The 21441-nt window shown below is 52.0% G+C and carries 20 protein-coding genes; 8 read left to right on the plus strand and 12 right to left on the minus strand.

Features of this window, described 5'->3' with window-relative positions:
- Window positions 1-66: 66 nt before the first annotated feature.
- A complete protein-coding gene (locus ACR64Q_RS14340; protein WP_313732117.1) occupies window positions 67-612 on the plus strand; it encodes a glutathione peroxidase in 546 nt (181 codons plus the stop codon).
- A gap of 61 nt (window positions 613-673) precedes the next feature.
- Window positions 674-2032, plus strand: coding sequence for a DASH family cryptochrome (locus ACR64Q_RS14345; protein ID WP_313732116.1), 1359 nt, complete (start codon window positions 674-676; stop codon window positions 2030-2032).
- A gap of 33 nt (window positions 2033-2065) precedes the next feature.
- On the opposite strand, the gene ACR64Q_RS14350 is transcribed toward ACR64Q_RS14345, so the two are convergent.
- The 5 genes from ACR64Q_RS14350 to cysK form a co-directional block, all read right to left on the minus strand.
- Entirely contained in the window at window positions 2066-2401 is a 336-nt protein-coding gene (locus ACR64Q_RS14350; RefSeq protein ID WP_313732115.1) for a hypothetical protein, read from the minus strand.
- 59 nt (window positions 2402-2460) lie between these two features.
- Window positions 2461-3081, minus strand: coding sequence for a peptidoglycan recognition protein family protein (locus ACR64Q_RS14355; RefSeq protein WP_313732114.1), 621 nt, complete (start codon window positions 3079-3081; stop codon window positions 2461-2463).
- Window positions 3082-3269: 188 nt separating this feature from the next.
- Complete coding sequence (locus tag ACR64Q_RS14360) at window positions 3270-3686, minus strand: DUF6691 family protein (protein WP_313732113.1); 417 nt, start codon at window positions 3684-3686, stop codon at window positions 3270-3272.
- 14 nt (window positions 3687-3700) lie between these two features.
- Complete coding sequence (locus ACR64Q_RS14365) at window positions 3701-4117, minus strand: YeeE/YedE family protein (RefSeq protein WP_313732112.1); 417 nt, start codon at window positions 4115-4117, stop codon at window positions 3701-3703.
- Between the two features lie 150 nt (window positions 4118-4267).
- The gene (cysK, locus tag ACR64Q_RS14370) at window positions 4268-5218 is read right to left on the minus strand and encodes a cysteine synthase A (RefSeq protein WP_313732111.1); all 951 of its coding nucleotides are present in this window, start codon (window positions 5216-5218) and stop codon (window positions 4268-4270) included.
- A gap of 301 nt (window positions 5219-5519) precedes the next feature.
- On the opposite strand from cysK, the gene pepA reads away from it, so the two are divergent.
- A complete protein-coding gene (pepA, locus tag ACR64Q_RS14375) occupies window positions 5520-6332 on the plus strand; it encodes a flocculation-associated PEP-CTERM protein PepA (RefSeq protein WP_313732110.1) in 813 nt (270 codons plus the stop codon).
- A gap of 81 nt (window positions 6333-6413) precedes the next feature.
- Here pepA and holA read toward each other — a convergent pair whose 3' ends face one another.
- Genes holA through leuS form a run of 3 tightly spaced genes read right to left on the minus strand, consistent with a single transcriptional unit; the run spans window position 6414 to window position 10544 of the window.
- Window positions 6414-7427: a DNA polymerase III subunit delta gene (gene holA / locus ACR64Q_RS14380; RefSeq protein WP_313732109.1), complete on the minus strand. Its 1014-nt coding sequence runs from the start codon at window positions 7425-7427 to the stop codon at window positions 6414-6416.
- A gap of 2 nt (window positions 7428-7429) precedes the next feature.
- Entirely contained in the window at window positions 7430-7933 is a 504-nt protein-coding gene (locus ACR64Q_RS14385) for an LPS-assembly lipoprotein LptE (RefSeq protein ID WP_033157977.1), read from the minus strand.
- A gap of 22 nt (window positions 7934-7955) precedes the next feature.
- Window positions 7956-10544, minus strand: a complete 2589-nt coding sequence (gene leuS, locus ACR64Q_RS14390) for a leucine--tRNA ligase (protein WP_313732108.1) — start codon at window positions 10542-10544, stop codon at window positions 7956-7958.
- 91 nt (window positions 10545-10635) lie between these two features.
- Between leuS and ACR64Q_RS14395 the strand changes: the two genes are divergently transcribed.
- Together ACR64Q_RS14395 and ACR64Q_RS14400 are read left to right on the plus strand one after the other, a co-directional pair.
- Window positions 10636-11124 carry a zinc ribbon-containing protein gene (locus tag ACR64Q_RS14395; protein ID WP_313732107.1) on the plus strand — a complete coding sequence of 163 codons (489 nt, stop codon included), beginning with the start codon at window positions 10636-10638 and terminating at the stop codon, window positions 11122-11124.
- Window positions 11125-11182: 58 nt separating this feature from the next.
- A complete protein-coding gene (locus tag ACR64Q_RS14400; RefSeq protein WP_020482674.1) occupies window positions 11183-11956 on the plus strand; it encodes a ParA family protein in 774 nt (257 codons plus the stop codon).
- Window positions 11957-12045: 89 nt separating this feature from the next.
- Here the strand turns inward: ACR64Q_RS14400 and ACR64Q_RS14405 are convergent, their stop codons facing one another.
- Genes ACR64Q_RS14405 through phoU form a run of 3 tightly spaced genes read right to left on the minus strand, consistent with a single transcriptional unit; the run spans window position 12046 to window position 15135 of the window.
- Window positions 12046-12402, minus strand: coding sequence for a hypothetical protein (locus ACR64Q_RS14405; protein WP_313732106.1), 357 nt, complete (start codon window positions 12400-12402; stop codon window positions 12046-12048).
- Window positions 12403-12422: 20 nt separating this feature from the next.
- Window positions 12423-14357, minus strand: coding sequence for a pyruvate kinase (locus ACR64Q_RS14410; RefSeq protein ID WP_313732105.1), 1935 nt, complete (start codon window positions 14355-14357; stop codon window positions 12423-12425).
- A gap of 40 nt (window positions 14358-14397) precedes the next feature.
- Window positions 14398-15135, minus strand: a complete 738-nt coding sequence (phoU, locus tag ACR64Q_RS14415) for a phosphate signaling complex protein PhoU (RefSeq protein ID WP_313732104.1) — start codon at window positions 15133-15135, stop codon at window positions 14398-14400.
- Window positions 15136-15426: 291 nt separating this feature from the next.
- Here phoU and ACR64Q_RS14420 point away from each other — a divergent pair, with 291 nt between their 5' ends.
- The 3 genes from ACR64Q_RS14420 (at window position 15427) to ACR64Q_RS14430 (ending at window position 19873) form a co-directional block, all read left to right on the plus strand.
- Window positions 15427-16221: a UDP-2,3-diacylglucosamine diphosphatase gene (locus ACR64Q_RS14420; RefSeq protein WP_020482678.1), complete on the plus strand. Its 795-nt coding sequence runs from the start codon at window positions 15427-15429 to the stop codon at window positions 16219-16221.
- A gap of 272 nt (window positions 16222-16493) precedes the next feature.
- On the plus strand, window positions 16494-19025 hold the full coding sequence (locus ACR64Q_RS14425; RefSeq protein ID WP_313732103.1) for an ExeM/NucH family extracellular endonuclease: 2532 nt from the start codon (window positions 16494-16496) through the stop codon (window positions 19023-19025).
- A 47-nt stretch (window positions 19026-19072) separates the two neighbouring features.
- A complete protein-coding gene (locus ACR64Q_RS14430) occupies window positions 19073-19873 on the plus strand; it encodes a hypothetical protein (protein ID WP_313732102.1) in 801 nt (266 codons plus the stop codon).
- A gap of 359 nt (window positions 19874-20232) precedes the next feature.
- Here the strand turns inward: ACR64Q_RS14430 and ACR64Q_RS14435 are convergent, their stop codons facing one another.
- Window positions 20233-21192: an IS110 family RNA-guided transposase gene (locus ACR64Q_RS14435; RefSeq protein ID WP_026601506.1), complete on the minus strand. Its 960-nt coding sequence runs from the start codon at window positions 21190-21192 to the stop codon at window positions 20233-20235.
- Between the last annotated feature and the right edge of the window lie 249 nt (window positions 21193-21441).

Genomic DNA, 21441 nt, shown 5'->3' on the forward strand with positions numbered 1-21441 from the left:
ATAGTCAGCCAAGGTTGACTTTTAGCCAGTACTGGTATGCTCATGGATAATGGATCAAGAGGAACAATGATGAAAACCGCGTTTTTAATCGCCAGCTTATGGGCTTGCTCCGTGTCGGTAGCCGGAGCCGAGACTTGCCCGGAATTGTTGAATTACAAAATGACCAAGCTTCGCTCCAGTGAGCAAATCGATTTTTGCCAGGCCTTTCAAGGCAAGGTGATTCTAGCCGTCAATACTGCGAGTAACTGTGGCTACACCCCCCAATTCAAGGGTCTGGAAGCCTTATATCAAAAGTATAAGGATCAAGGTTTGGTTGTAGTCGGCTTCCCATCCAACGATTTTAATCAGGAGTTTAGTGAAGCGGAAAAAACCGCCAATGTCTGTTACATCAATTACGGCGTGACCTTCCCCATGCTGGAAAAAAGCCAGGTGAAGGGGGCGGCGGCTAACGGCTTTTTCCAAAAATTAAGCAAAGCTACCGGCCAGGCACCAGCCTGGAATTTTCACAAATACTTGATTGATCGCAGCGGAAATAGCGTGGCGGCCTTTCCCAGCGATGTGACGCCGGAACAGCTGGATTCCAAGATCAGCGCCTTGCTATCCGCTAAATAGTGTTGTAAACCTCACCTCTCGCCGGCGGTATGCCGGCATTTTTTATTCGGACGAGACGACAATGCGCAGAATAGGGCTTTACTGGTTTGGTAATGATTTGCGGGTGCATGACAATCCCAACCTGCAACAAGCCAGCGCGGTCGTCGACCAGTTACTTTGCGTCTATTGTCTGGACCCGGCCTGGCTGGCACCCAACCAGTACGGTATGGCCAACCTGTCGGCCCAGCGTTGGCGGTTTTTAAAAGAAGCCTTGCAGGACCTGGATAGAAATCTCCAGCAAGTCGGTCAGCAATTACTGGTTTGTTACGAAGCATCCGCAACGTCTATCAGCACGCTAGTCAAAAAACACGGCGTTTCGGTAATTTATCGCAGCCGCCACTGCGGATTTCAGGAACGGCAACAATGGCAGGGCCTGCAAAAGCTTTTGCCGGGCCTGCGTTTTGTCGAATCGGACACACAAACCCTGTTCAACCTGAAAGACCTGCCCTTTGCCCAATTGCCGCAGTCCTTTACCCCATTCAAGGACAGGGTCGAGCAGTTGCTCATCGACCATCCCTTATTGCCGCCCGATGCTCTGCCGCCCAGTCCCGAGCCCAAATCCGATTGGCTACTGAATTTTCCGGTGTATTTACCGGCCAGTTCTGCGCTGGATACGGAGATGGCGTTTCATGGCGGCGAGACGGCGGGCAAAAAACATCTTAAAGCGTATTTCCACAGCAGCTACCCCAGCCGTTACAAAGACCAGCGCAACGAACTGGACGGTTGGGAAAATTCCACTAAGTTTTCGCCCTGGCTGGCCCACGGCAATCTGTCGGTACGAAAGATCTATTCCAGTTTACGCCGCTATGAACAAGAGAACGGCGCCAATGAATCAACCTATTGGCTGTATTTTGAACTGCTCTGGCGGGAGTATTTTCAATGGTACGCCCACCAGTACGGCAAGCAGCTATTTGCGTTTCGCGGCATCAAACAACGCCGGCCATTGACCTGCTTCTATCCGGAACGCTTTCAAAAATGGTGTCACGGTTACACGCCTTATCCGCTGGTCAACGCCTGCATGAAACAACTTAACGCCACCGGCTATATGTCCAATCGCGGTCGGCAAATCGTCGCCAGCTGCCTGGTCAACGAATTGGCCGTGGATTGGCGCTTTGGTGCGGCTTATTTCGAGCAACATTTGCTGGATTACGATGTGGCCAGTAATTGGGGTAATTGGCAATATCAAGCCGGGGTGGGCACCGACCCGCGCGGCCAGCGGCATTTTGATCTGGAAAAACAAACCAGGTTATACGATCCAGACGGGAAGTTCATTCATAAGTGGCAGGCTGAAATCCGCAATCTACCCTTGGATTCGGTGGATGCCGCCGATTGGCCGGTGGACCCGGCCGCCGCGAAACTGGCATCTATATTGTCGGCTTAGGCTAACGATCCAACTCCTCTGTTTGCTGAGACGCTAACGGCTTATTCCAAAACTTTTAGCGCAGGATTCGCACCCCAAATAAAATTCCAGCCCATCGTCTTGCGTTACGGAAATATTACCACCGGCGCGTATCGTCCATTTGCTGGGACGTCCGTGAAAATTCGCAGTTCCTTTCACAAAACAGGGTAAATAGCGATAGCCGTCCAGATACTCCGCCGATGTTATCGGTCTGGCTTTGCGCAAAACGCTTTTTGCTTTCGGCGTGGAAAGTTTAAAGTCCTCGCAGAACGCCCCAGGCTGGTCGGTACCTGCCATTACCACCCGCACCTGCGTAAACCCATCAATCGCAAAGGCATTTAACGAGAACATGGCCGCGAAAACCCAAAAAGCGGTGCGTACTGTGTGTGTCGGAACCGAACACATCACATTTACCACTTTGCGGAGCTTGCTTCGCTAGGTTGTTTATAACCGACCTCGGAGTGTTTATAGATGTCGTTGGCGGTCAGCCCCAACAATTCCTCCAAGGTATTTATCAACCATTTGAGCGATGCATTTTGCTCGTCGCTTACCAAATCATAACCTTTATCGGCGGAAAAACCGGATACGATTTCTATGCCTATGGAATCTTCATTGGTTGGATAGCGATCCGGATACGTTTTAGCTTTTTCGTGCTGATAGAGTTTATTTACCCGCGCCACGTAAGACTTCTTTTGCTCGAAAAGAATAGCTTTTACATTTTTCAGCTCGTCAGTACTGCAATTTCCAAACTGATAACAACGGCTGCGAATTTCGCCGACATGCCAACATTTTTGATTTACCCGCGCGGTTTGATAAATGCTGCCATCAACGTCGATTAGAAAATGCGCGCCATTTTTTCCATTTTCGTAGCTGCTGAAGGACGAGGCCGATGTTTTGCTGCCGGTTTGGTGAACGACAATTGCATGAACGTTTACCAAATTACCTTTCTCGATCTTCGTGGAAATCTTGTCGGTTACCTGAGTTGCTAAGACTTTACCGTCCTTCAATGTCGGTTTTACACTATCCGCCACCGTTATCTCCAAAAATTATTACTTTACTCTACCCCATCCCTGATCATTCGAATGGGCGGTTGACCATCCAATAGTAACACCTTTCCGGCCAAGCCGATTATTTGCCAAAACCGGCATATTCGAGCAATTTTGCATCTCCGGCAAAACCAGCCGCTAGCGTTTTATACCCCTATCAGACCGCAGCTTACCTAGCGTTGATGCAACAAGCGAAACAACCAAAACCCGGCAAACATCGCCGCAACAAACGCATAATTACCCAACACCCCGGCGCTTAATCCCAGCAGAGCCGGTCCTGGACAGAAACCGGACAGCCCCCAACCGACGCCGAATATCGCCGCACCGGCAATCAGTTTGCCATCCACACCGGCCGGTACGCTAGCGGAAGGTTCTTGCTCGCGATCAGCGGCGTCATTATTGCGATGCATCAAATAGCGCGCCAGCCCCAGCGTCAACAAAGCACTAGCCATCACCAACGCCAAACTAGGATCCCATGCCCCCGCCACATCCAGAAACGCCAACACTTTGGCCGGATTGCTCATGCCGGCCACAATCAAACCCAAACCAAACAGCAGGCCATAAGCGAATAAATAAACTGTATTTTTCATCGAGAAAGTCCGGTTTAGAGCAAGTGACGAACAATAAATACTGTGATACCGGCAGTCAGCATGAAGGTCAGCGTCGCCACGATAGATCGCACCGACAGGCGGGCGATACCGCAAACACCATGTCCGCTGGTGCAACCGCCGCCAAGCCGCGTACCGTACCCCACCAATAGGCCGGCAATTGCCAGCAGACCGGGCGAGGCATCCAAGTCCAGCGCAATGTCTGCGCCGCTCAAGCGATACAGGGGCGCGCTGGCCAGCAGGCCGGCCAGAAACCAGCCACGCCAGACACTGCTCTCGCTCCAAGGCGGTAATATGCCTGCCGCGATGCCGGAGATGCCGGCGGTATGTTTATGGGTAAACAACAATAAAGCGGCGGCTAGCCCGATCATTGCTCCCCCGGCCAGCGCGGATAAAATCGTCAAATAATTCATGCGTGAGTCTTGCCAAAAATCCGGTATTGAATCAGAAACCGCAATACCAAACCAGGGTTACCGCACTTTAACGCCGATAAAAATCGCTCTGCTTACACTCATTTTAAAATTGCTCGCGCACGCTAACAGCGACTATCCCTGACATTCTCTTTACTCGCCGAACAGCGACGAGCTCAAATAACGTTCACCGGAATCCGGCAACATCGCGACGATAATCTTGCCGGCATGTTCCGGACGCTTGGCCAGACGCACTGCAACAGCAAGCGCCGCGCCGCTGGAAATACCGGCCATAATGCCCTCTTCCTTAGCAAGGCGTCGTGTATAGGCGATGGCTTCAGCGTCTTCCACCGGCTCGATCAAGTCAATCAACGACAAATCCAAATTCTGCGGCACAAAGCCGGCACCTATGCCTTGGATGCCATGCGGCACGGCTTGCAAAGGCAACCCGGCGCGGGTCTGGCTTAATACCGGACTACCGGCCGGCTCGACAGCGACACTGAGTACCGGCCTACCGCAATGTTTTTTCAGATAACGCGACACACCGGTAATCGTACCGCCGGTGCCGACGCCTGCTACAAATATATCGATCTTACCACCGCAGTCCCGCCAAATTTCCGGGCCGGTAGTTTGTTCGTGTATCGCCGGATTAGCCGGGTTTTTAAATTGTTCCAGCAATAGATAATGCTCAGGGTCGGCCGCGGCGATGGCCTCAGCCTTTTCCACTGCCGCGCGCATACCCAGCGCGCCATCGGTCAGCAGCAGGTTCGCGCCATACGCCAATAATAATGTGCGGCGCTCCTGGCTCATGTTGTCCGGCATCGTTAACGTGATGGGTATGCCACGCGCGGCAGCCACCGCAGCCAACGCAATACCGGAATTACCGCTGGTGGCTTCCAGTAAAGTTGTACCTGCCGTTAATAAGCCTTGACGCTCAGCGGCCCAGACCATAGACGCACCGACCCGACATTTCACCGAATAGGACGGATTGCGGCCTTCAATTTTCACCAGCAGCGTCGCGTTCAATCCTTGGCTGATATGGTTGATCCGCACCAAAGGCGTTCGACCTATCGACTGGGAATTATCTGAGTACCAAGAGGGCATGGCGGGTTTCCTGTGGGATACGGGGGTTACTCTGTGTAAGAAAAATGACCCGACCTATTGTGCCGGATTCTAAAACCATTCGCTGACGGCCTTTCTTAGAAAAGCTATCCAAGCAGCAGGCCTATTTTTATTCACCTCTCAAGTAGTTTATTTGCATAAAACCTGCGGCACACCGCTTGTAATCAGTATTCTTCCAGTGATCAAACGGTGTAATAGAATCGTTATTTGAATTGAATAACAAAAACAGGTATAAGCCTCTGCAAAGGGGGAGTAATTTTTTATTTTTTGAGGTTGTATAAATATGAATATTTTCACAAATCGTTTAAAGCAAACCATGCTTCTGGCTGCGGGATTAAGCTTGGTGGCTCCTGTTTCAATGGCGAGTACATGGGCCGGAACGGCGAATTATACAGCCGCTACTGGCGCTACTGGCGACGAAGCGATAGTAGGCCCATTTGATACTTACGATTTTGGTTCAGGCATTACCTTGGTGCAATTTACCAGCGCAACTACCTTTACTGCTTATTTCCAAACCATGGTGGATGGTCATTTCCTGAATAATGCCGGCATCAATGTTCCGGAATTGAATATCTCCGGCGCGGGCTCGGGTTTTGAATTGACTGTGGCTGCAACCCTGAACGGCACCTACAGTAATTTCTCAGGTTTCCAATCCTTCAACTTCTCGGGCGGAGCAGTTAACCTGTATTTTGACACGACACCCGATTACAGTTTTACGGGCGATAGCGGCTTCAACAACGGAGCTGCAATTTTATCCGGCACCGTAACCGGCGGTTCCGGGGTCATATCGCCAGCAGGCGTAGGCGCCGAGCAACTGGATTTAAATTTTTCCGGTATTTTTGGTAGCTACGACTCCAACGTCTACACCCCAGGCATAACCGGCGGCCACTCAATTTTTTCGATCAATTTGAACAACTCATCTTTACTGTCGGGAATTAATAGCGTTTTGGGCCAAAACAAAAGCACCGGCGTACTTGCTGCCGTGGATGGCTCGATCCAATTGACAGCAGTTCCTGTACCGACAGCCGTATGGCTGTTTGGCACTGGTCTGATCGGCTTGATTAGTGCCGGCAAACGCAAAAACAGCGTTGCTTAAACAACTCTATATCTAAAGCACGTCCAATTCATCGCCCAAGCTATCCTATCGCTTGGGCGATGAATTATTCCGGACCGGCGTCTAAAGCCGTAATCCCTTGGAAAACAACAAACAAATCCCAAACAAGCCTTCCCATTCGTCGCCGGCCATTTGGCCTTTGATCTGGCTATCAGCATTGGCGCTGGCCTGCAAAATACCCTGCAATTCCTTGACCTTCAATCTCTGCAAGGCCTCATGCACCAACTGCTTGCGCTTGTCCCATATCTGATATTTTTTGTAGAGGACTTCTGGATTCCCACCCCGCTTTAATTCGGTCTTGATATTAATCAGCGTACGCGCTTCACGGCTTATGGCCCACAGCACCACCGGTGCCGCGACGCCTTCAGCTCTGAGCCCGGCAAGAATTTTAACGGATCGATTCACCTTGCCCGACAACAAAGCATCCATCAATTTAAACACGTCGAAGCGAGCGCTGTCAGCCACATCGTCCTCAACCATGGGTTTGTTGATACGATTAGCCCCATGCAAGATATACAGTTTTTCAAGCTCCTGGGCCGCGGCCAGCAAGTTGCCCTCGACTCGCACTGCCAGACTTTTTAGCGCATCCGCTTCCAAATGCATGCCCTTCCGCTCCGCCCGGCGCTGCAACCACTGCAACAACTCCGGCCCTTGTAACGGCCAGACCTGCACGACGCACGCAACTTTATCCAAGGCCTGAAACCATTGCGACTTCTGCGCCGCACTATCCAGCTTACCGGCCGTGATTAGCAATATTGTATCGTTGGGCGGATGCTGACAATACGCGCTTAGGGCTTTACTGCCTTCCAAACCCGGCTTGCCGGAAGGCAAGCGCAAATCGATGAGCTTTTTGTCGGAAAAAATAGAAAGGGATTCGGCTTCGAGAGTCAATTGCGGCCACTCATTGCCGGTATCGACAGCAATGACCTCGCGAGTGGAAAAACCAGCCTCGCGCGCCGCGCGCCGAATGTCGTCCGCTGCTTCGCCAAGTTGTAAAGGCTCATCACCACTAACCAGATAAACCGGTACCAGCTCTTTGTGTAAGGCGGCAGTTAACTGGTCAAGCTTTAGGCGCATACTTATTTTTTCTGCGTATCGACGGCTATCCTGGCTCTGGCTAATATCATCCGCGCCACTTGCTTATAGATTTCGTTACGAATCAATTGCTCTTCGTTGCCCTTCGCCAGCACCGCAGTTTGGTCGTTGAAAAACTCCCTGGAAATTTCTATAACCTGCTCATCCATCAACGCATTTTCCTTGCTGTCGAAAAATTGAAAGCGCAGATAATATTCCAGCTCGGATTCGCTGGATTTACCGGTTGAGCCGATGGTCAGTACCCGGTTACGCATGTCTTCCCGTAGCACCTTGACCACCACGCCGGCATCGTTGGGGGAGCCGACGATTTTGCCTTTCGAGGCTTTCATGATGGCTTGCAGTTCACCCTGTAAGGGCACGGAAGCGCCAAACACATACATGTTTTTCAGCACTTCCGGCATCTCTATCGAACCGCGCAGATGGTATCCGCAGCCAAGCAGCAGCGCCAAAGTTCCAAACAAGACCATCCGGCTCAAGTGATTAATCATCTGCTTCTCGAAAATCCAGCGTTTAAACAACGATATTCACCAGTTTTTGCGGCACTACAATCAGCTTTTTCACCGGCTTACCCTCGAGATAACGCTGCACGTTCTCGTCAGCCAAAGCCAACGCTTCGACTTGCTCTTTGGAAGCCGTCGCCGCTACCGATAATTTCCCGCGCAACTTGCCATTGACCTGCACCACCATCTCGATGGCATCCTGTTGTAACGCCGATTCATCAAGCACCGGCCAAGCGGCAACCACGATGTCATCGTTGTGTCCCAACTCGTTCCAAAGCTCTTGCGCCGCATGCGGAATAATGGGGGCCAGCATCAAGACGATGGCCTCCAGCACTTCCTGACGGGTTGCCCTGCCATTTGCGCTATCGTCTTCGAATTTATTCAACGCGTTGACCAACTCCATGTTGGCGGCAATCGCGGTGTTGAAAGTATGGCGGCGCGCCATGTCGTCGCTGACTTTTTGCAAAGCCTGATGCAACTGCCGACGCAACACTTTCTGATCGTCGCTCAAAGCGGCCTTGTCCAGGGCCTGATTCGGCAAACCGGCTTCAATGTGCAGATAAACTTGCCGCCACAAACGCTTCAGAAAACGAAAGGCGCCTTCCACGCCGGCATCGTTCCATTCCAGCGATTGGTCCGGCGGCGAAGTAAACATGGTGTACAAGCGCACGGTATCGGCGCCATATTTGTCGATCAAGACCTGTGGATCGACGCCGTTGTTTTTCGACTTCGACATTTTTTCCACTGCACCAACTGTCACCGGCGAACCGTCTTCCAATAACTTGGCGCCGATAATCTTGCCTTTAGCGTCGCGTTCGACATCAATCTGGGTCAGATTGAAATAGCGCTTATGGCCGTGATCGTCAATTTGATAGAAGGTTTCGGCGATCACCATGCCTTGCGTCAGCAAGTTCTTGAACGGCTCATCGCAAACCACCAGGCCTTCGTCGCGCAGCAACTTGGTGAAAAAACGCGCGTACAGCAAATGCAAAATCGCATGTTCGATGCCGCCAATATAATGATCAACCGGCAACCAATAATTGGCGCGTTGATCCAGCATCGCGGTGTCACAATCCTGGCTGGCGTAACGGGCGAAATACCAAGACGATTCCATGAAGGTATCGAAGGTATCGGTTTCGCGCCGCGCCGGTTTGCCGCATTTCGGACAAGTGGTATGCGGGAAGGTCGGATGGGCGGCCAGCGGCGATTGCGAGCCGTCCAGCACCACGTCGCGCGGCAATGTAACAGGCAACTGCGCGTCCGACACCGGCACGGTACCGCAGTCATCGCAATAAATCACCGGAATCGGCGCGCCCCAGTAACGTTGCCGAGAAACACCCCAATCCCGCAATCTGAAATTGGTTTTACGCTCGCCTTTGCCGAGACCAGCTAGTTTGGCGGCGATGGCGTCGAAGGCTTGTTTGAAAGTCAAACCGTCAAATTCACCGGAATTTTTAAGCACGCCTTTATCGGTAAAGGCCTTTTCCGCAACGCTATCGTCGGCGCCATCGGTCGAAGCAATGACTTCCTTGATGGCAATGCCATATCGCTTGGCAAACTCGTAATCGCGCTGATCGTGCGCAGGTACCGACATTACCGCACCAGTGCCGTAACTCATCAACACGAAATTGGCAATCCACACCGGCACGGATTCGCCAGTCAAAGGATGAATAGCCTGGTAACCGGAAGCGATGCCGCGCTTTTCCATGGTTTCCATCGCCGCTTCGGAGGTTTCCATCAGCTTACAAGATTCGATGAAGGCGGCGATGTCGGCATTGTTTTCAGCGGCTTTCAAGGCCAACGGGTGTTCGGCAGCAACGGCGACATAAGTCACGCCCATCACGGTATCGGGGCGAGTGGTATAGATGCGAATCGGCGCATCAAAGCCGTCGACAGCAAAATCCATTTCCACGCCTTCGGAACGGCCGATCCAGTTGGCCTGCATGGTTCTGACCTGCTCGGGCCACCCCGGCAGTTTATCCAGCGAGGTCAGCAATTCGTCGGCATAAGCCGTAATTTTCAAAAACCACTGGGAAATTTCCTTTTTCTCGACTTGGGTATCGCAGCGCCAGCAGCAGCCGTCGATGACTTGTTCGTTGGCCAGTACGGTTTGGTCGTGCGGACACCAGTTGACCGGGGCGGTTTTCTTATAAACCAGACCTTTTTCCAGCAAGCGCAGGAAGAACCATTGCTCCCAACGGTAATAGCTGGGATCGCAAGTCGCCAGTTCGCGGCTCCAGTCGTAACCAAAACCCAGCCGTTTCAGCTGGTCACGCATATAATCGATATTCGAATAGGTCCAGTCGGCCGGATGCACCTTGTTTTGCATGGCGGCGTTTTCTGCAGGCAAACCAAAGGCGTCCCAACCCATCGGTTGCAACACATGTTTGCCCTGCATCCGTTGGAAACGGCTGATCACGTCGCCGATGGTGTAGTTACGGACGTGGCCCATGTGCAGCTTGCCGCTGGGATAAGGAAACATCGATAGGCAATAGTATTTTTCCTTGCCGGTATCTTCAGAGGCAGTAAACACCCCGGATTTTTCCCAGTCGGCCTGTACTTTTTGCTCTATTGCCGAAGGCTTGTAATGCTCTTCCATCCTATTCGTCTTTTGCTGTAAAAAGGCGCTAGAATACCTTAGAGACGCTTAAAGCTAAAGCGTGAAAATTAAAACAACACCGGGAGCAGCCATGGGCGAAAACAAACTGATCAAAGCGTACGACGATCTGATGGGCCATCTTTACGAGGCCTTGGACGATACGCTGCACACCGTCGCCGACGCCTTGGAAATAGCCAAGGAAAAAACCAGCGCACTGGGCGGGCATACGCAAGAAGAAATCAACAAAATCGCCGACTATGTAATGCGCGACGTCGAGCATGTTGCTACCGCGCCATCGCAACAAAACGACAGTAATTCGCTGTCCGAGTGGTTGAAGTTTGACATTGATTTGATCGAAAACTTTGCCTTGGACGCATTCATGGACATAGCCGACAAAACCAAGGTCAAACTGGCCGCATTGGAGATGGAAGCCAAGCTCTATCATCCTTATAAAAGTGGTGAAGTAGCCGGTCCCGGCACTTTCGTCTGCGATGCCTGCGGCAAACAAATCGCCTTCAAATCCACCAGTATTATGCCGGCCTGCCCCGAGTGCAAAGGCGACAGTTTCTCACGCGTTTGATATTGCAGGCTTTAACCTTATAATGCGGGCTTTTATTTTTTAACAATCGAGGGCGATTATGCGCAGGGTGATTTTCAATCAGAAAGGCGGCGTGGGTAAATCTACCATTACCTGTAACCTGGCAGCCATCAGCGCCGTCGAGGGTAAAAAAACCCTGGTGATCGATCTCGATGTGCAAGGCAACTCCACCCAATACTTGTTGGGCAACAAGGTCGCCGATTCCGACAAGACCATCGCCCACTTTTTTAAAGACAGTCTAGGCCTCGGCCTGTTCGGTGGCGGTAAGGAAGGCTTGGACGGTTTGATTCATGAAACCCCTTTCCCCAATCTTTACGTGCTGCCTTCCCATTCCGACTTGGAAGGTCTGCAAAGCAGATTGGAATCGCGGCATAAAATTTACAAATTAAAAGAGGCGCTAGAAAAGCTGGAAGGCTTCGATCAAATCTATATCGACACCCCACCTATCCTGAATTTTTACAGCCTGTCCGCGTTAATCGCCGCCGAAAAATGTCTGATTCCCTTCGACTGCGACACCTTCGCCCGCGAAGCACTGTACACACTGATGCGCGCCATCGCTGAAGTCAAAGCCGATCATAACGACAGACTGGAAGTAGAAGGCGTCATCGTTAATCAATATCAGAAACAAGCCAACTTACCCCGCCAGTTGGTTGATGAATTGATAGCTGAAGGCTTGCCGGTACTGGAAACCAAAATATCCACCTCGGTGAAAGTCCGCGAGTCGCATAGCGATGCTCAGCCTTTGATTCACTACGCGCCAACCCATAAGTTGACCGAAGAATACCGGGCCTTGCATTTGGAAATTCACAAATAGCCATTTAGCAAACACCAACATTAAAAAAGCCAGCAATGCTGGCTTTTTTGTTTTAAAGGACACTACAAACCGGTGCGTGAACGTAGGGTTTACCCGATTAACTCCATCATCGATTTCTCAACCCTCATGTTCAACCGACAAAAGGCCTTGTGCAACACCTCCCAGCCTTCGAAAGAAACGATCACCCAATTTTCGGTGCTGCGATCCCATTCCGTGTCCAATAACACACCCAACCGCACCAGCCGTTTAAAGGTGTCATCGGAAGGTGCATCGATATGCACCAAGGCGGCCTCGAGTTGATTTGGCGGGATCAAACGGGCTGCCGGTTGATCATTACCCGCATGCCGGTTTGCATACATGATATACCCTGGATTAAGCTGCAATTTATGCAAATCTTGACAGTAAGCATCAAAATTTTGCAGCGGGAACTGCAACATCTGACTCATTTCCATACTCCCTAGCTGCGCTAAATAATGATTTCGGTCAAGCTACACTCGTTGATAGACGCTTGTTGGGGCTTCAACGTATGCGCCAGCCGCAGTTCGCGAAGCATCGCGCGTTTCTTGGCTTGATGCTGCTGCATACGCCTGAGAATATCGTCCAAAACGCGCACCGCGCTAAGTACATGCGGCCCCTTGTTGATCATCACACACTCCGCCCGGTCGCCCATGGCGGCATCGGTAATTTCCGCCCGCGAGGGCATCCCCTCCTTGGCGAGCGTTTCCAGAACCTGCGTCGCCCAGATCACCGGCACATGGGCAGCTTCGCAGATCCATAATATTTCTTCCTGCACTTCGGCCAGACGTTCAAAACCACACTCGACAGCCAAATCGCCACGGGCAATCATCACCCCGCAACAAGGCGCTCGCATAGCGGCCAGCAACATGGCCGGCAAGTTTTCGAACGCCCGCCTGGTTTCAATTTTTAGCACGATCGCCGGCCGTCTATCCCCCAGACGCGCCATATGTTCATGCAGTAACTCGACATCATGCGCGCTATTGGCGAAAGACAATTCTATGACATCGGCATTTTCGACCACGAAACCCAGATCTTCGATATCCTTGGCCGTCAACGCACTGATCCCTAGTCTGCTCTCGGGCAGATTGATTCCCTTATCGCCTCTCAGTTTTTCACCGCGCGCACGCACATGGGTGATTCTGACCAGAACTTGGGCAAACTCAACTCTATCGATCACGCCACCAATTTTGCCATCATCGAACCAGATCGGCTCTCCCGCTCGAACATCGTCAAAAATCTCCGGAATGGAGCAACCGATCATGGCCGGCGTCAGCACCTGGCCGCTACTGTCATAAGTTGCCGGCCGACCGGGCGCCAGGTCACGCGTTAAGATCAACAAATCGTCCTGTTTTAGCAAAATGGCATTTTCAGCTTGCGGTAACAGATTGATAGTCACTTGGCGATCATCGGCATGAGCCACCTTACGCTCGTGATTCAAAACCGTGCCGGGAACGATATAAGCGCTTTGCGTCGCCTCCGCCCAATAACCCTGCTCAGTAATGTCAACCACTGTCAGGTTTCGTTTCGCGCCGCGGGCATCGGTGAATTTCAGTTGCTCACCCAGGTATAAACGGCGTAGCCATTCGCCTGGCAATAGCAAACAGGCATTAGCGGGTGAAGGCGGAGCAGTGGGCTGCGACATGTCTGTTAACCAGACGCGCGCCGGCGCGATGAGTCGACCGTGGTCGTCGTGCGTCGGACGAATTCGCAGCACCGCTAATCGGGGATCGAGCGGGCCGGTCCGCAACTTGGGACCGGCCAGATCCATCACGACACGACAAGTTTTGCCCAGCGCACGCTCGGCTTGTCGCAGATGAGCTATCATTTGCATCCATGCCACCGTGTCATCATGGGCGCAATTGATGCGCATACAATCCATGCCTTGCTCAAGCAGATTATGAATTAGCGAATAGTCTTCCGCCGCTTCGCTGGGCATGGTCACCATGATCCTCACACCACGGCCATTTGCGGCCTCCCCCAACAAGCAATGAGTATGGTCGACCAGCAATCGCTCGCCGGCAGAAAAATCCACCACTACCGTCTCTTGATTAGGCGGCACCCAATCCTGTCCGGTTAAGCGATGCAAAACCTCCAAAACCGCATCGATGGTTGCCAACACGTGCGATTCCGCTCGCCCCAACGACGACAGCCCCAGGGCAGCCAGTTTTAGTTGCAAGGGCCTGAGGTCGCGGCGGCGTAGCGCTAGATAATGCAGCATATTACGGGCGCTATCCCGGTTATTGCCCTCCACTTGATCGATGCGCTGCTGACACCCTGCGGTTTCTGCAATCATTTCCGCGCGAATGTCCATCAATTCTCTCAGGACCTCATCGACCACGGCGTCTTGCAAATAAGTGTTTTTGGTAACGGGATTCGTTGTCAAAGATCGCCTCTAAAGCCAAGCGGTCGGCTTGTCCGCTTAATCAGCTGGGATTGTTAATGCAACTTTCCTTAATCGCTAGACCGCCATGCCGCACATCAATACCGTCCAACATGAAAATCGCGTGCTCGGCGATGTTCCGGCAATGCTCGCCGCAACGCTCCATGGCTTTCATCATTTGCATCACATCCAGAGCTCGGCGGATCATGCGGGCATCGTGCAATACTAAGGTTAGTTGATGCTTGATACCCTCCTGCAATTCTGACTCGCAATCCCTGTCGCATTGCAACAGGGCGTAAGCCTGCTTGGAATCCCGACTTTCGAAAACCACCATCAGTTTATCCAAAATCAGCTTGATTAAACCACCCATTTTTACTATGTCCGTCAGCAGCTTTTGATTGGGGTCGCTAGTGTTCGGGTCGAACAACACCGTAATCAGCTCGGCGAACTCGACAATTTCGACACCGATTTTCTCCAGCTCCACCGCGATTTTCGATGTTGACAACACATAGCGCAGATCATTTGCCACCGGACAATGCCGGGCAATGATGTTCAATACTTCGCCATCAATCTTGCTTTCGAAATGTTTGACCTTTTTATGCCGCGAAACGACTTTTTGCGCCAGTTCGCCGTCGCCGTAATCCAGGGCCTGCATCGCCTGCTCCAGCTGATAAACCAAAAGGTCCGTCATATCCAGCATCAAACTGTGCATATGCCCCAAATCGGTGTCATACGCATGTAAGGTATGCACATTATTGGGTGTGTCTGTTTGCTTCGTCATCGTCAGTTCTCTTGCTTGTTTAGCCAGGGTCTCGGTAATAAGCAAACCTTAGAACAAGTACATTACAGGAATGTGACATAACCCTGTCAGACACGCGAAACGTGGCTCGTTAGCTATTGTTTTTAAGAAACATATTTCTAACAGCCATAGTCTAAAGCCTGCAAAAAGCCCCCAAAAAAATCCGTCGCCCACATTCACCGGCAAAAAAGCGACAAGCCGACTCTGTCATGCTGTTGTCATAAACGCAGACAAGAATAGCCTACGTCCGATACCAATATTTGGCGTTTGCTTATGAATACCTCTTTTTATCGCACCATCTGGATTTCCGACCTGCACATTGGCTCGACCCAATGCCAAGCCGATGCCCTGCTGGATTTTTTAAAACATAACGACAGCGAAAAACTGTACCTGGTCGGCGACATCATCGATTTTTGGGCCTTGTCCAAAAAAATGTACTGGCCGCGCGATCACAACACCATCATTCAAAAAATCCTGCGTAAAGCCAGACACGGCACGCAAATTATCTACGTACCCGGTAACCACGACGAAAACGTCCGCGATTACGACGATTACGTGTTCGGCGACATCGTCGTGAAAAACTCGGATATTCACACCACCGCAAAGGGCAAACGCTTCCTGATCGTGCATGGCGACGAATACGACACTATCGCCAAACATCACCAGTGGCTGGCAAAGATCGGCAGCTTGGGCTACGACTGGCTGATCGAAATCAACCGTTTCCTGCGGCTGTTTAGACGCCTGTTCGGTAGGCAATCGCACTTCTCATTAGCGGCGTTTGTGAAGTTCAAAGTCAAGAATGTGGTGCAATTTATTTCCGACTACGAGGAAAGTATTGTTCGCACCCTAAAAAACGAAGGCCTGGACGGCGTAATCTGCGGGCATATTCATCATGCCGAAATCAAGGAAATCGAAGGCTTCTTGTACGTCAATACCGGCGACTTCGTGGAAAGTTGCACGGCCATCGTCGAACATCAGGACGGCAGACTGGAATTGATCCGCTGGCTGGCGCAAGAAACGCCGCAATTAACGCAGCAGCATGACGGAGAATTGCCGCACCTTGGCTAAACCGTCATCCGGCTAATTGCTAAACCCTTAGCACGACTGGCCTGATTGGCGTTTGTATTACATGTCACAAAAACTTCGCTAAACCGTCACGGTATCTTAACCCTCCCGCCTCTGTTATCCCGGAAAATGTGACCGGACTTGCAGAATTTTGGGAAATTACCCAATGACGCGCTCGTCGCCTTCCCCCCTTAGGCCGACGAGTGCGTTTCTCTGCGAGTCAGCTCAGGCCCAAGGCCTGTTTACTGATTTTTAAGCACAGAGACCATCCGACCATGATCGCAAAGCATATCCGCAGCTACCCGCTGCTGGCGGCAGTGAGTACCCTCAGCTTCTTCGGCAACGCCCAGGCTGCCACGCCGGTGTTTATCAACGAGATCCACTATGACGATAGCGGTGCCGCCGACAGTGGCGAAGCTATAGAAATTGCCGGCCCAGCCGGCACTGACCTAAGCGGATGGTCGATTGTCCTGTATAACGGCAATGGCGGCGCGGTTTACAATACCAAAAGCCTCAGCGGCACCATTACCGACCAAACCGGCAACGGGTTTGGAACACTGAGTTTCAGTTACCCAAGCAACGGCATCCAAAATGGATCACCAGACGGTATAGCCTTAGTCAACGGCAGCACGGTAGTTCAGTATTTAAGCTACGAACCCTCACCGTTTGCAGCTGTTGGCGGCCCTGCCAACGGCATGACGAGTAAGGACATTGGCGTCACCGAAACCAATTCAACACCCGTCGGCCATTCGCTGCAACTGAAAGGCAGTGGCAGCAGCTACGAAGATTTCACCTGGGCCACGGCTTCGGCTAACTCATTCGGTGCTGTCAACACTGGCCAAAATTTCGGTGGCGTCACACCTCCACCTCCTCCACCCGTCTCCCAATGCGGCCAAGCCGCAACGCTAATTAGCGCAATCCAAGGCACAAGCGGCGTTAGTCCCTTGAGCGGCAGCGTGCAACATGTGGAAGCCGTTGTTAGCGCCGATTTCCAAGGCAGCACGAATTTAAACGGTTTTTTCGTACAACAAGTTAGCGGTGCGGATGCTAACGACGCGACCTCGGAAGGCTTGTTCGTCTCGTCCAGCCTGCCGGTTAATGTCGGCGACAAAGTACACATCGTCGGCACCGTGACCGAAACATTCTCTATGACCCGCATGGAAGCCGTCAGCTCGGTCGATGTCTGTTCTTCCGGCAATACCTTGCCAGCCGCAGTTGAAGTAAATCTGCCTTTCGACAGCGCCGGCAATGATCCCGAGCGCTGGGAAGGCATGCTGATCAGTCTTCCGCAAACCCTGACCGTCACCGAAAACTTCAACCTGGGCCGTTTCGGCGAATTCTTGCTGTCATCCGGCGGCCGCTTATTCACACCCACGCAAGTAGCCACTCCCGGCCAGGCCGCTATCGATGTTGCCGCGCAAAACTTGGCCAACCAACTGTTGGTAGACGACGGCATCAACGTACAAAATCCGGATCCGGTGATTTACCCACAACCGACCGGTTTGAGCGCCGCTACTCCGTTGCGCAGCGGCGACTCAGTAGTTGGAGCTACCGGTGTATTGGCTTACGACTTTGGCGTGTACCGCCTGCAACCGACTCAACCATTGACCTTTGTCGCCGACAACAGCCGCAGCCCGGCTCCGACCTTATCAAGCTTGGGTTCTCTGAAAGTCGCTAGTTTTAACGTGTTGAACTACTTTAACGGTAACGGCCTGGGCGCAGGCTTCCCAACTTCTCGCGGCGCGGATACGCTCGCGGAGTTTAATCGCCAGCGCGCCAAAATTATTCCGGCCATTCATGCGCTCAACGCCGACGTCATCGGTTTGATGGAAATCGAAAACGACGGCTACGGCAGCAACAGCGCGATTGCCGATTTGGTGAACGGTTTGAATCAACTGGCCGGCGCCGGTACTTACGCCTTCATCAATCCCAGCTTGAGCAAAGTCGGCACCGACGAAATCGCCGTGGGTATTATTTATAAGCCCGCGAAAGTGTCGGCGTCCGGCTCGGTGGCTATTTTGGATTCCTCGGTCAATCCCTTGTTTATCGACACCAAAAATCGTCCGGCCCTTGCCCAAACCTTCTTGGACAAAGCCTCCAACAAACTGCTGACAGTGGCCGTGAACCACCTTAAATCCAAAGGTTCGGCTTGCGACGATGTCAATGACCCCGACACCGGTGACGGCCAAGGCAATTGCAACCAAACCCGCACCGATGCCGCACAAGCCCTGGCGAGCTGGTTGGCCAGCGATCCTACCCATAACGGTGTCAGCAACGCCTTGATCATCGGCGACCTGAATAGCTATGCGCAGGAAGACCCGATCAGCGCCTTGAAAAACGCCGGTTATCAAAATCTGCTGGAAACCTTTGTCGGTAATCAAGCCGCATACAGCTATGTGTTCGACGGCGCGGCCGGTTATCTGGATCACGCTCTGGCAAACGCCTCGCTAGCGTCGCAAGTCAAAAGCGTCAGCGAATGGCATATCAATGCCGACGAACCGAGATCCCTGGATTACAACACGGAGTTCAAATCGGCGAATCAAGTAAGCAGTTTCTACGCGGCCGATGCTTATCGGTCATCCGACCACGATCCTTTGTTAATCAAACTGTTCGTGCCCGGCGACCTGGATAACGACGGCGATGTCGATAGCAACGACGCCAATCTGATCAAAGCTCAGGTCGGCAAATGCAGCGGGGTTGGCTTTAACCGGGAAGCGGATTACGACAAGTCAGGTTGCGTCAGCATGGCGGACTACCGGATTTGGTACGGCTATTTCAATAGCTACGCGGCTATCAGCAAGCCATAAGCGCCGCATAAATTACCGATTAATTTTTATTTGTTGAAGAAGGTTTTATGAAAAATATGACATGGCGTTACGGCCTATTACTTGCTGTTGTATTTTGGTCTGGTAACAACCAGGCGAGTACGCTTAGCACATCCGGCGATATTCAAGTTTTCTCTGGCGGCAATTTAGAGATCCGAACAGGTCAATCCCCGGTAGATCTGAGAGCTAAACAACCACCAAGTATTGCGGGAGGCGACATTCAAATTTTGCCTCGAGGCAGTATAGAAATCCAAGCGGGTCAAACTCCAATAAATTCGGGATCAATTTCATCGTCAGCCATTATGTTGGCTAGCGGACCCGCATTTTTGGCATTGCCACATACCTCAGGCCTCACCCACATTGGTGATTATTTTGATGTTGAATTGCTCGCATTCGCACCGTTGGCTAACGCCAGCTCAGATGAACTGGTGTTGGGCTTTGGTGTTAATACCCAACTCGGCGGCGCGGGTGCCGCGCAGTTTTTGGGAAGCACTATCAACTCATTATTCACCGATATTTCAACGCAAGATGACGTGAACTTGGCTGCTGCTGGTATGGCGTTTCCTGGTTTGAGCTTGAATGAAGTGGGCTCGTTAATCTCCTTAGCGGTTTTGCATTTTCAAGCCGTCACAGCGGGAACTTTGAATATCGCCATTACCAGTGATTTGAATGATCTCAATCAAGGTTTGATCTTTTTAAATCAAAGTCCGTTGGCGATTAATGCCGGCATCGGCGTCGACATCACCGCAGTGCCGTTGCCGCCGTCTTTATTGATGTTTGTTAGTGGGGTGGTGGTGAGTTTGGGGGGGATTCGACGGAGACGTGGTTAAAACTGGGTGAATCCAGGCTTGTCGAATACCATCTGGTTAAGGTTTTGTGTCGCTAACGCGACGGTTATTTTAATGTCGGTTCGCGGACCGACAACCGCGATACTTTCTTTTGCTTGGCCAAAAGAAAGTATCCAAAGAAAAGGCCACCCGACATTCCGCCAATTTCCTGTGCTTCTCGCTTTTGCCGAGGGTTTTCGGAAGGTCCATCCCTGGCCCTCCGAAAACGCGCGGCATCCCTGCCGCGCCCCTAACGGGCTATTCTCGCCAAAAGCTCCGATGCTCGGGGCGGAATAAAGGGAAAAATCCACTCCCGAAATCTAACGAAAAATCAAAAAACGTAGATACCGTCTTAAACCCGCTCATGCAAGGGAAAAATTAGGATCAAAAGGTTTACCGGATTTCAAGATAGCGAAAGCCAGATGAATGAGCTTACGCATGGCGGCGCAGACAATGAGCTTGCCGTTTTTGCCATTAGCTTTTAGTCGTTGGCATTGGACGCGAATGGCTGGATTATGTTGCCAGGCGACCAAAGCGGGTAGATAAAGCGCTTTGCGCAACCGAGCGTCACCGGTCTTGGCAATACGCGTTTTGCCCTGCCATTGTCCTGACTGTCGGATGGCGGGTGCGAGGCCGGCTTGGGCCACGACTTGTTTGGCGTTGGCGTAGCCATGGTGAGGACTTAAGGCCACGAGCAAATAGGCGGTCGTGGCGGGGCCGATACCCGGAATGGAGGTCAGCAGATCGCTTTGCTGCTTGAGATCGGGATCCTTGTCGACATGGTCTTGGATGGCTTGACGGGTAGCCTTCAGTTCGGCCGCCAATGTTGCCAGTACCGTGTTGATGGAAGGGACAATAGCGGTATCAGCTGTCTCCAGTCGGTTTTGCTCCATGCGCTGCATCTCCAGCAAGTGCTCCAAGCGACGCGTGAGGGCTTGCAACTGGCGCAGATTCGCGGGTAGCGGCTTCCAGGCAACCAAGTCGGCTTGCAGGGCATAGCGGGCAATCAGCTTGGCGTCGGCCTTATCGGTTTTGGCGCGGCTCAGCTCGCTTTTTCCGAAGGCATGAATTTGAGCGGGGTTCACCACGCTGACGAAGTAGCCACCGTCGGCGAGAAACTCTGCCAGGGGCAGGCCGTAAGCGCCAGTGGCTTCCAGGCAAAGGCGCCGGTCGGTGTCGCCAAAACCGTCTAGCCAAGCGGCGAACGCGGCAAAGCCCTCGAGGTTGTTGGCGAACTTGGCATGTTTATATTTGCCTTCGGCGAGCCGGGCTACGTCGAATTTGAGCTTGGCAATATCGATGCCGATGATAGTAGAAGTCATGAGCGCTATCTCTGGGTAAAAATGACAAACTTAGACTGCTTGATCAGAATGGACACTCGCAAAGTTCAGCCTTATGAATACAGGGTCAAGGCGAACCAAGCCCTTAGAATACCGTTCGAACTTTAAAGTGAGTGCGGGCGATGGAGAGAACTATCTACAAGGCAGGCTTTCAAGCCTCAGGGTGGGCACGTCTTCCCCATCGCCCCCCGATGATCAGTCGGGGATTCTGCCGCTTTTTTCGGTCAGAAT

The organism is Methylomonas sp. 2F7 (assembly GCF_057126975.1).

Excerpts from the sequence above, each read along its gene's own strand:
- ACR64Q_RS14340 (WP_313732117.1), top strand. The coding sequence starts at position 67 with ATGATGAAAACCGCGTTTTTAATCGCCAGCTTATGGGCTTGCTCCGTG.
- ACR64Q_RS14345 (WP_313732116.1), top strand. The coding sequence starts at position 674 with ATGCGCAGAATAGGGCTTTACTGGTTTGGTAATGATTTGCGGGTGCAT.
- ACR64Q_RS14350 (WP_313732115.1), bottom strand. The coding sequence starts at position 2,401 with ATGTTCTCGTTAAATGCCTTTGCGATTGATGGGTTTACGCAGGTGCGG.
- ACR64Q_RS14360 (WP_313732113.1), bottom strand. The coding sequence starts at position 3,686 with ATGAAAAATACAGTTTATTTATTCGCTTATGGCCTGCTGTTTGGTTTG.
- ACR64Q_RS14365 (WP_313732112.1), bottom strand. The coding sequence starts at position 4,117 with ATGAATTATTTGACGATTTTATCCGCGCTGGCCGGGGGAGCAATGATC.
- cysK (WP_313732111.1), bottom strand. The coding sequence starts at position 5,218 with ATGCCCTCTTGGTACTCAGATAATTCCCAGTCGATAGGTCGAACGCCT.
- pepA (WP_313732110.1), top strand. The coding sequence starts at position 5,520 with ATGAATATTTTCACAAATCGTTTAAAGCAAACCATGCTTCTGGCTGCG.
- holA (WP_313732109.1), bottom strand. The coding sequence starts at position 7,427 with ATGCGCCTAAAGCTTGACCAGTTAACTGCCGCCTTACACAAAGAGCTG.
- ACR64Q_RS14385 (WP_033157977.1), bottom strand. The coding sequence starts at position 7,933 with ATGATTAATCACTTGAGCCGGATGGTCTTGTTTGGAACTTTGGCGCTG.
- leuS (WP_313732108.1), bottom strand. The coding sequence starts at position 10,544 with ATGGAAGAGCATTACAAGCCTTCGGCAATAGAGCAAAAAGTACAGGCC.
- ACR64Q_RS14395 (WP_313732107.1), top strand. The coding sequence starts at position 10,636 with ATGGGCGAAAACAAACTGATCAAAGCGTACGACGATCTGATGGGCCAT.
- ACR64Q_RS14400 (WP_020482674.1), top strand. The coding sequence starts at position 11,183 with ATGCGCAGGGTGATTTTCAATCAGAAAGGCGGCGTGGGTAAATCTACC.
- ACR64Q_RS14405 (WP_313732106.1), bottom strand. The coding sequence starts at position 12,402 with ATGAGTCAGATGTTGCAGTTCCCGCTGCAAAATTTTGATGCTTACTGT.
- phoU (WP_313732104.1), bottom strand. The coding sequence starts at position 15,135 with ATGACGAAGCAAACAGACACACCCAATAATGTGCATACCTTACATGCG.
- ACR64Q_RS14420 (WP_020482678.1), top strand. The coding sequence starts at position 15,427 with ATGAATACCTCTTTTTATCGCACCATCTGGATTTCCGACCTGCACATT.
- ACR64Q_RS14425 (WP_313732103.1), top strand. The coding sequence starts at position 16,494 with ATGATCGCAAAGCATATCCGCAGCTACCCGCTGCTGGCGGCAGTGAGT.
- ACR64Q_RS14430 (WP_313732102.1), top strand. The coding sequence starts at position 19,073 with ATGAAAAATATGACATGGCGTTACGGCCTATTACTTGCTGTTGTATTT.
- ACR64Q_RS14435 (WP_026601506.1), bottom strand. The coding sequence starts at position 21,192 with ATGACTTCTACTATCATCGGCATCGATATTGCCAAGCTCAAATTCGAC.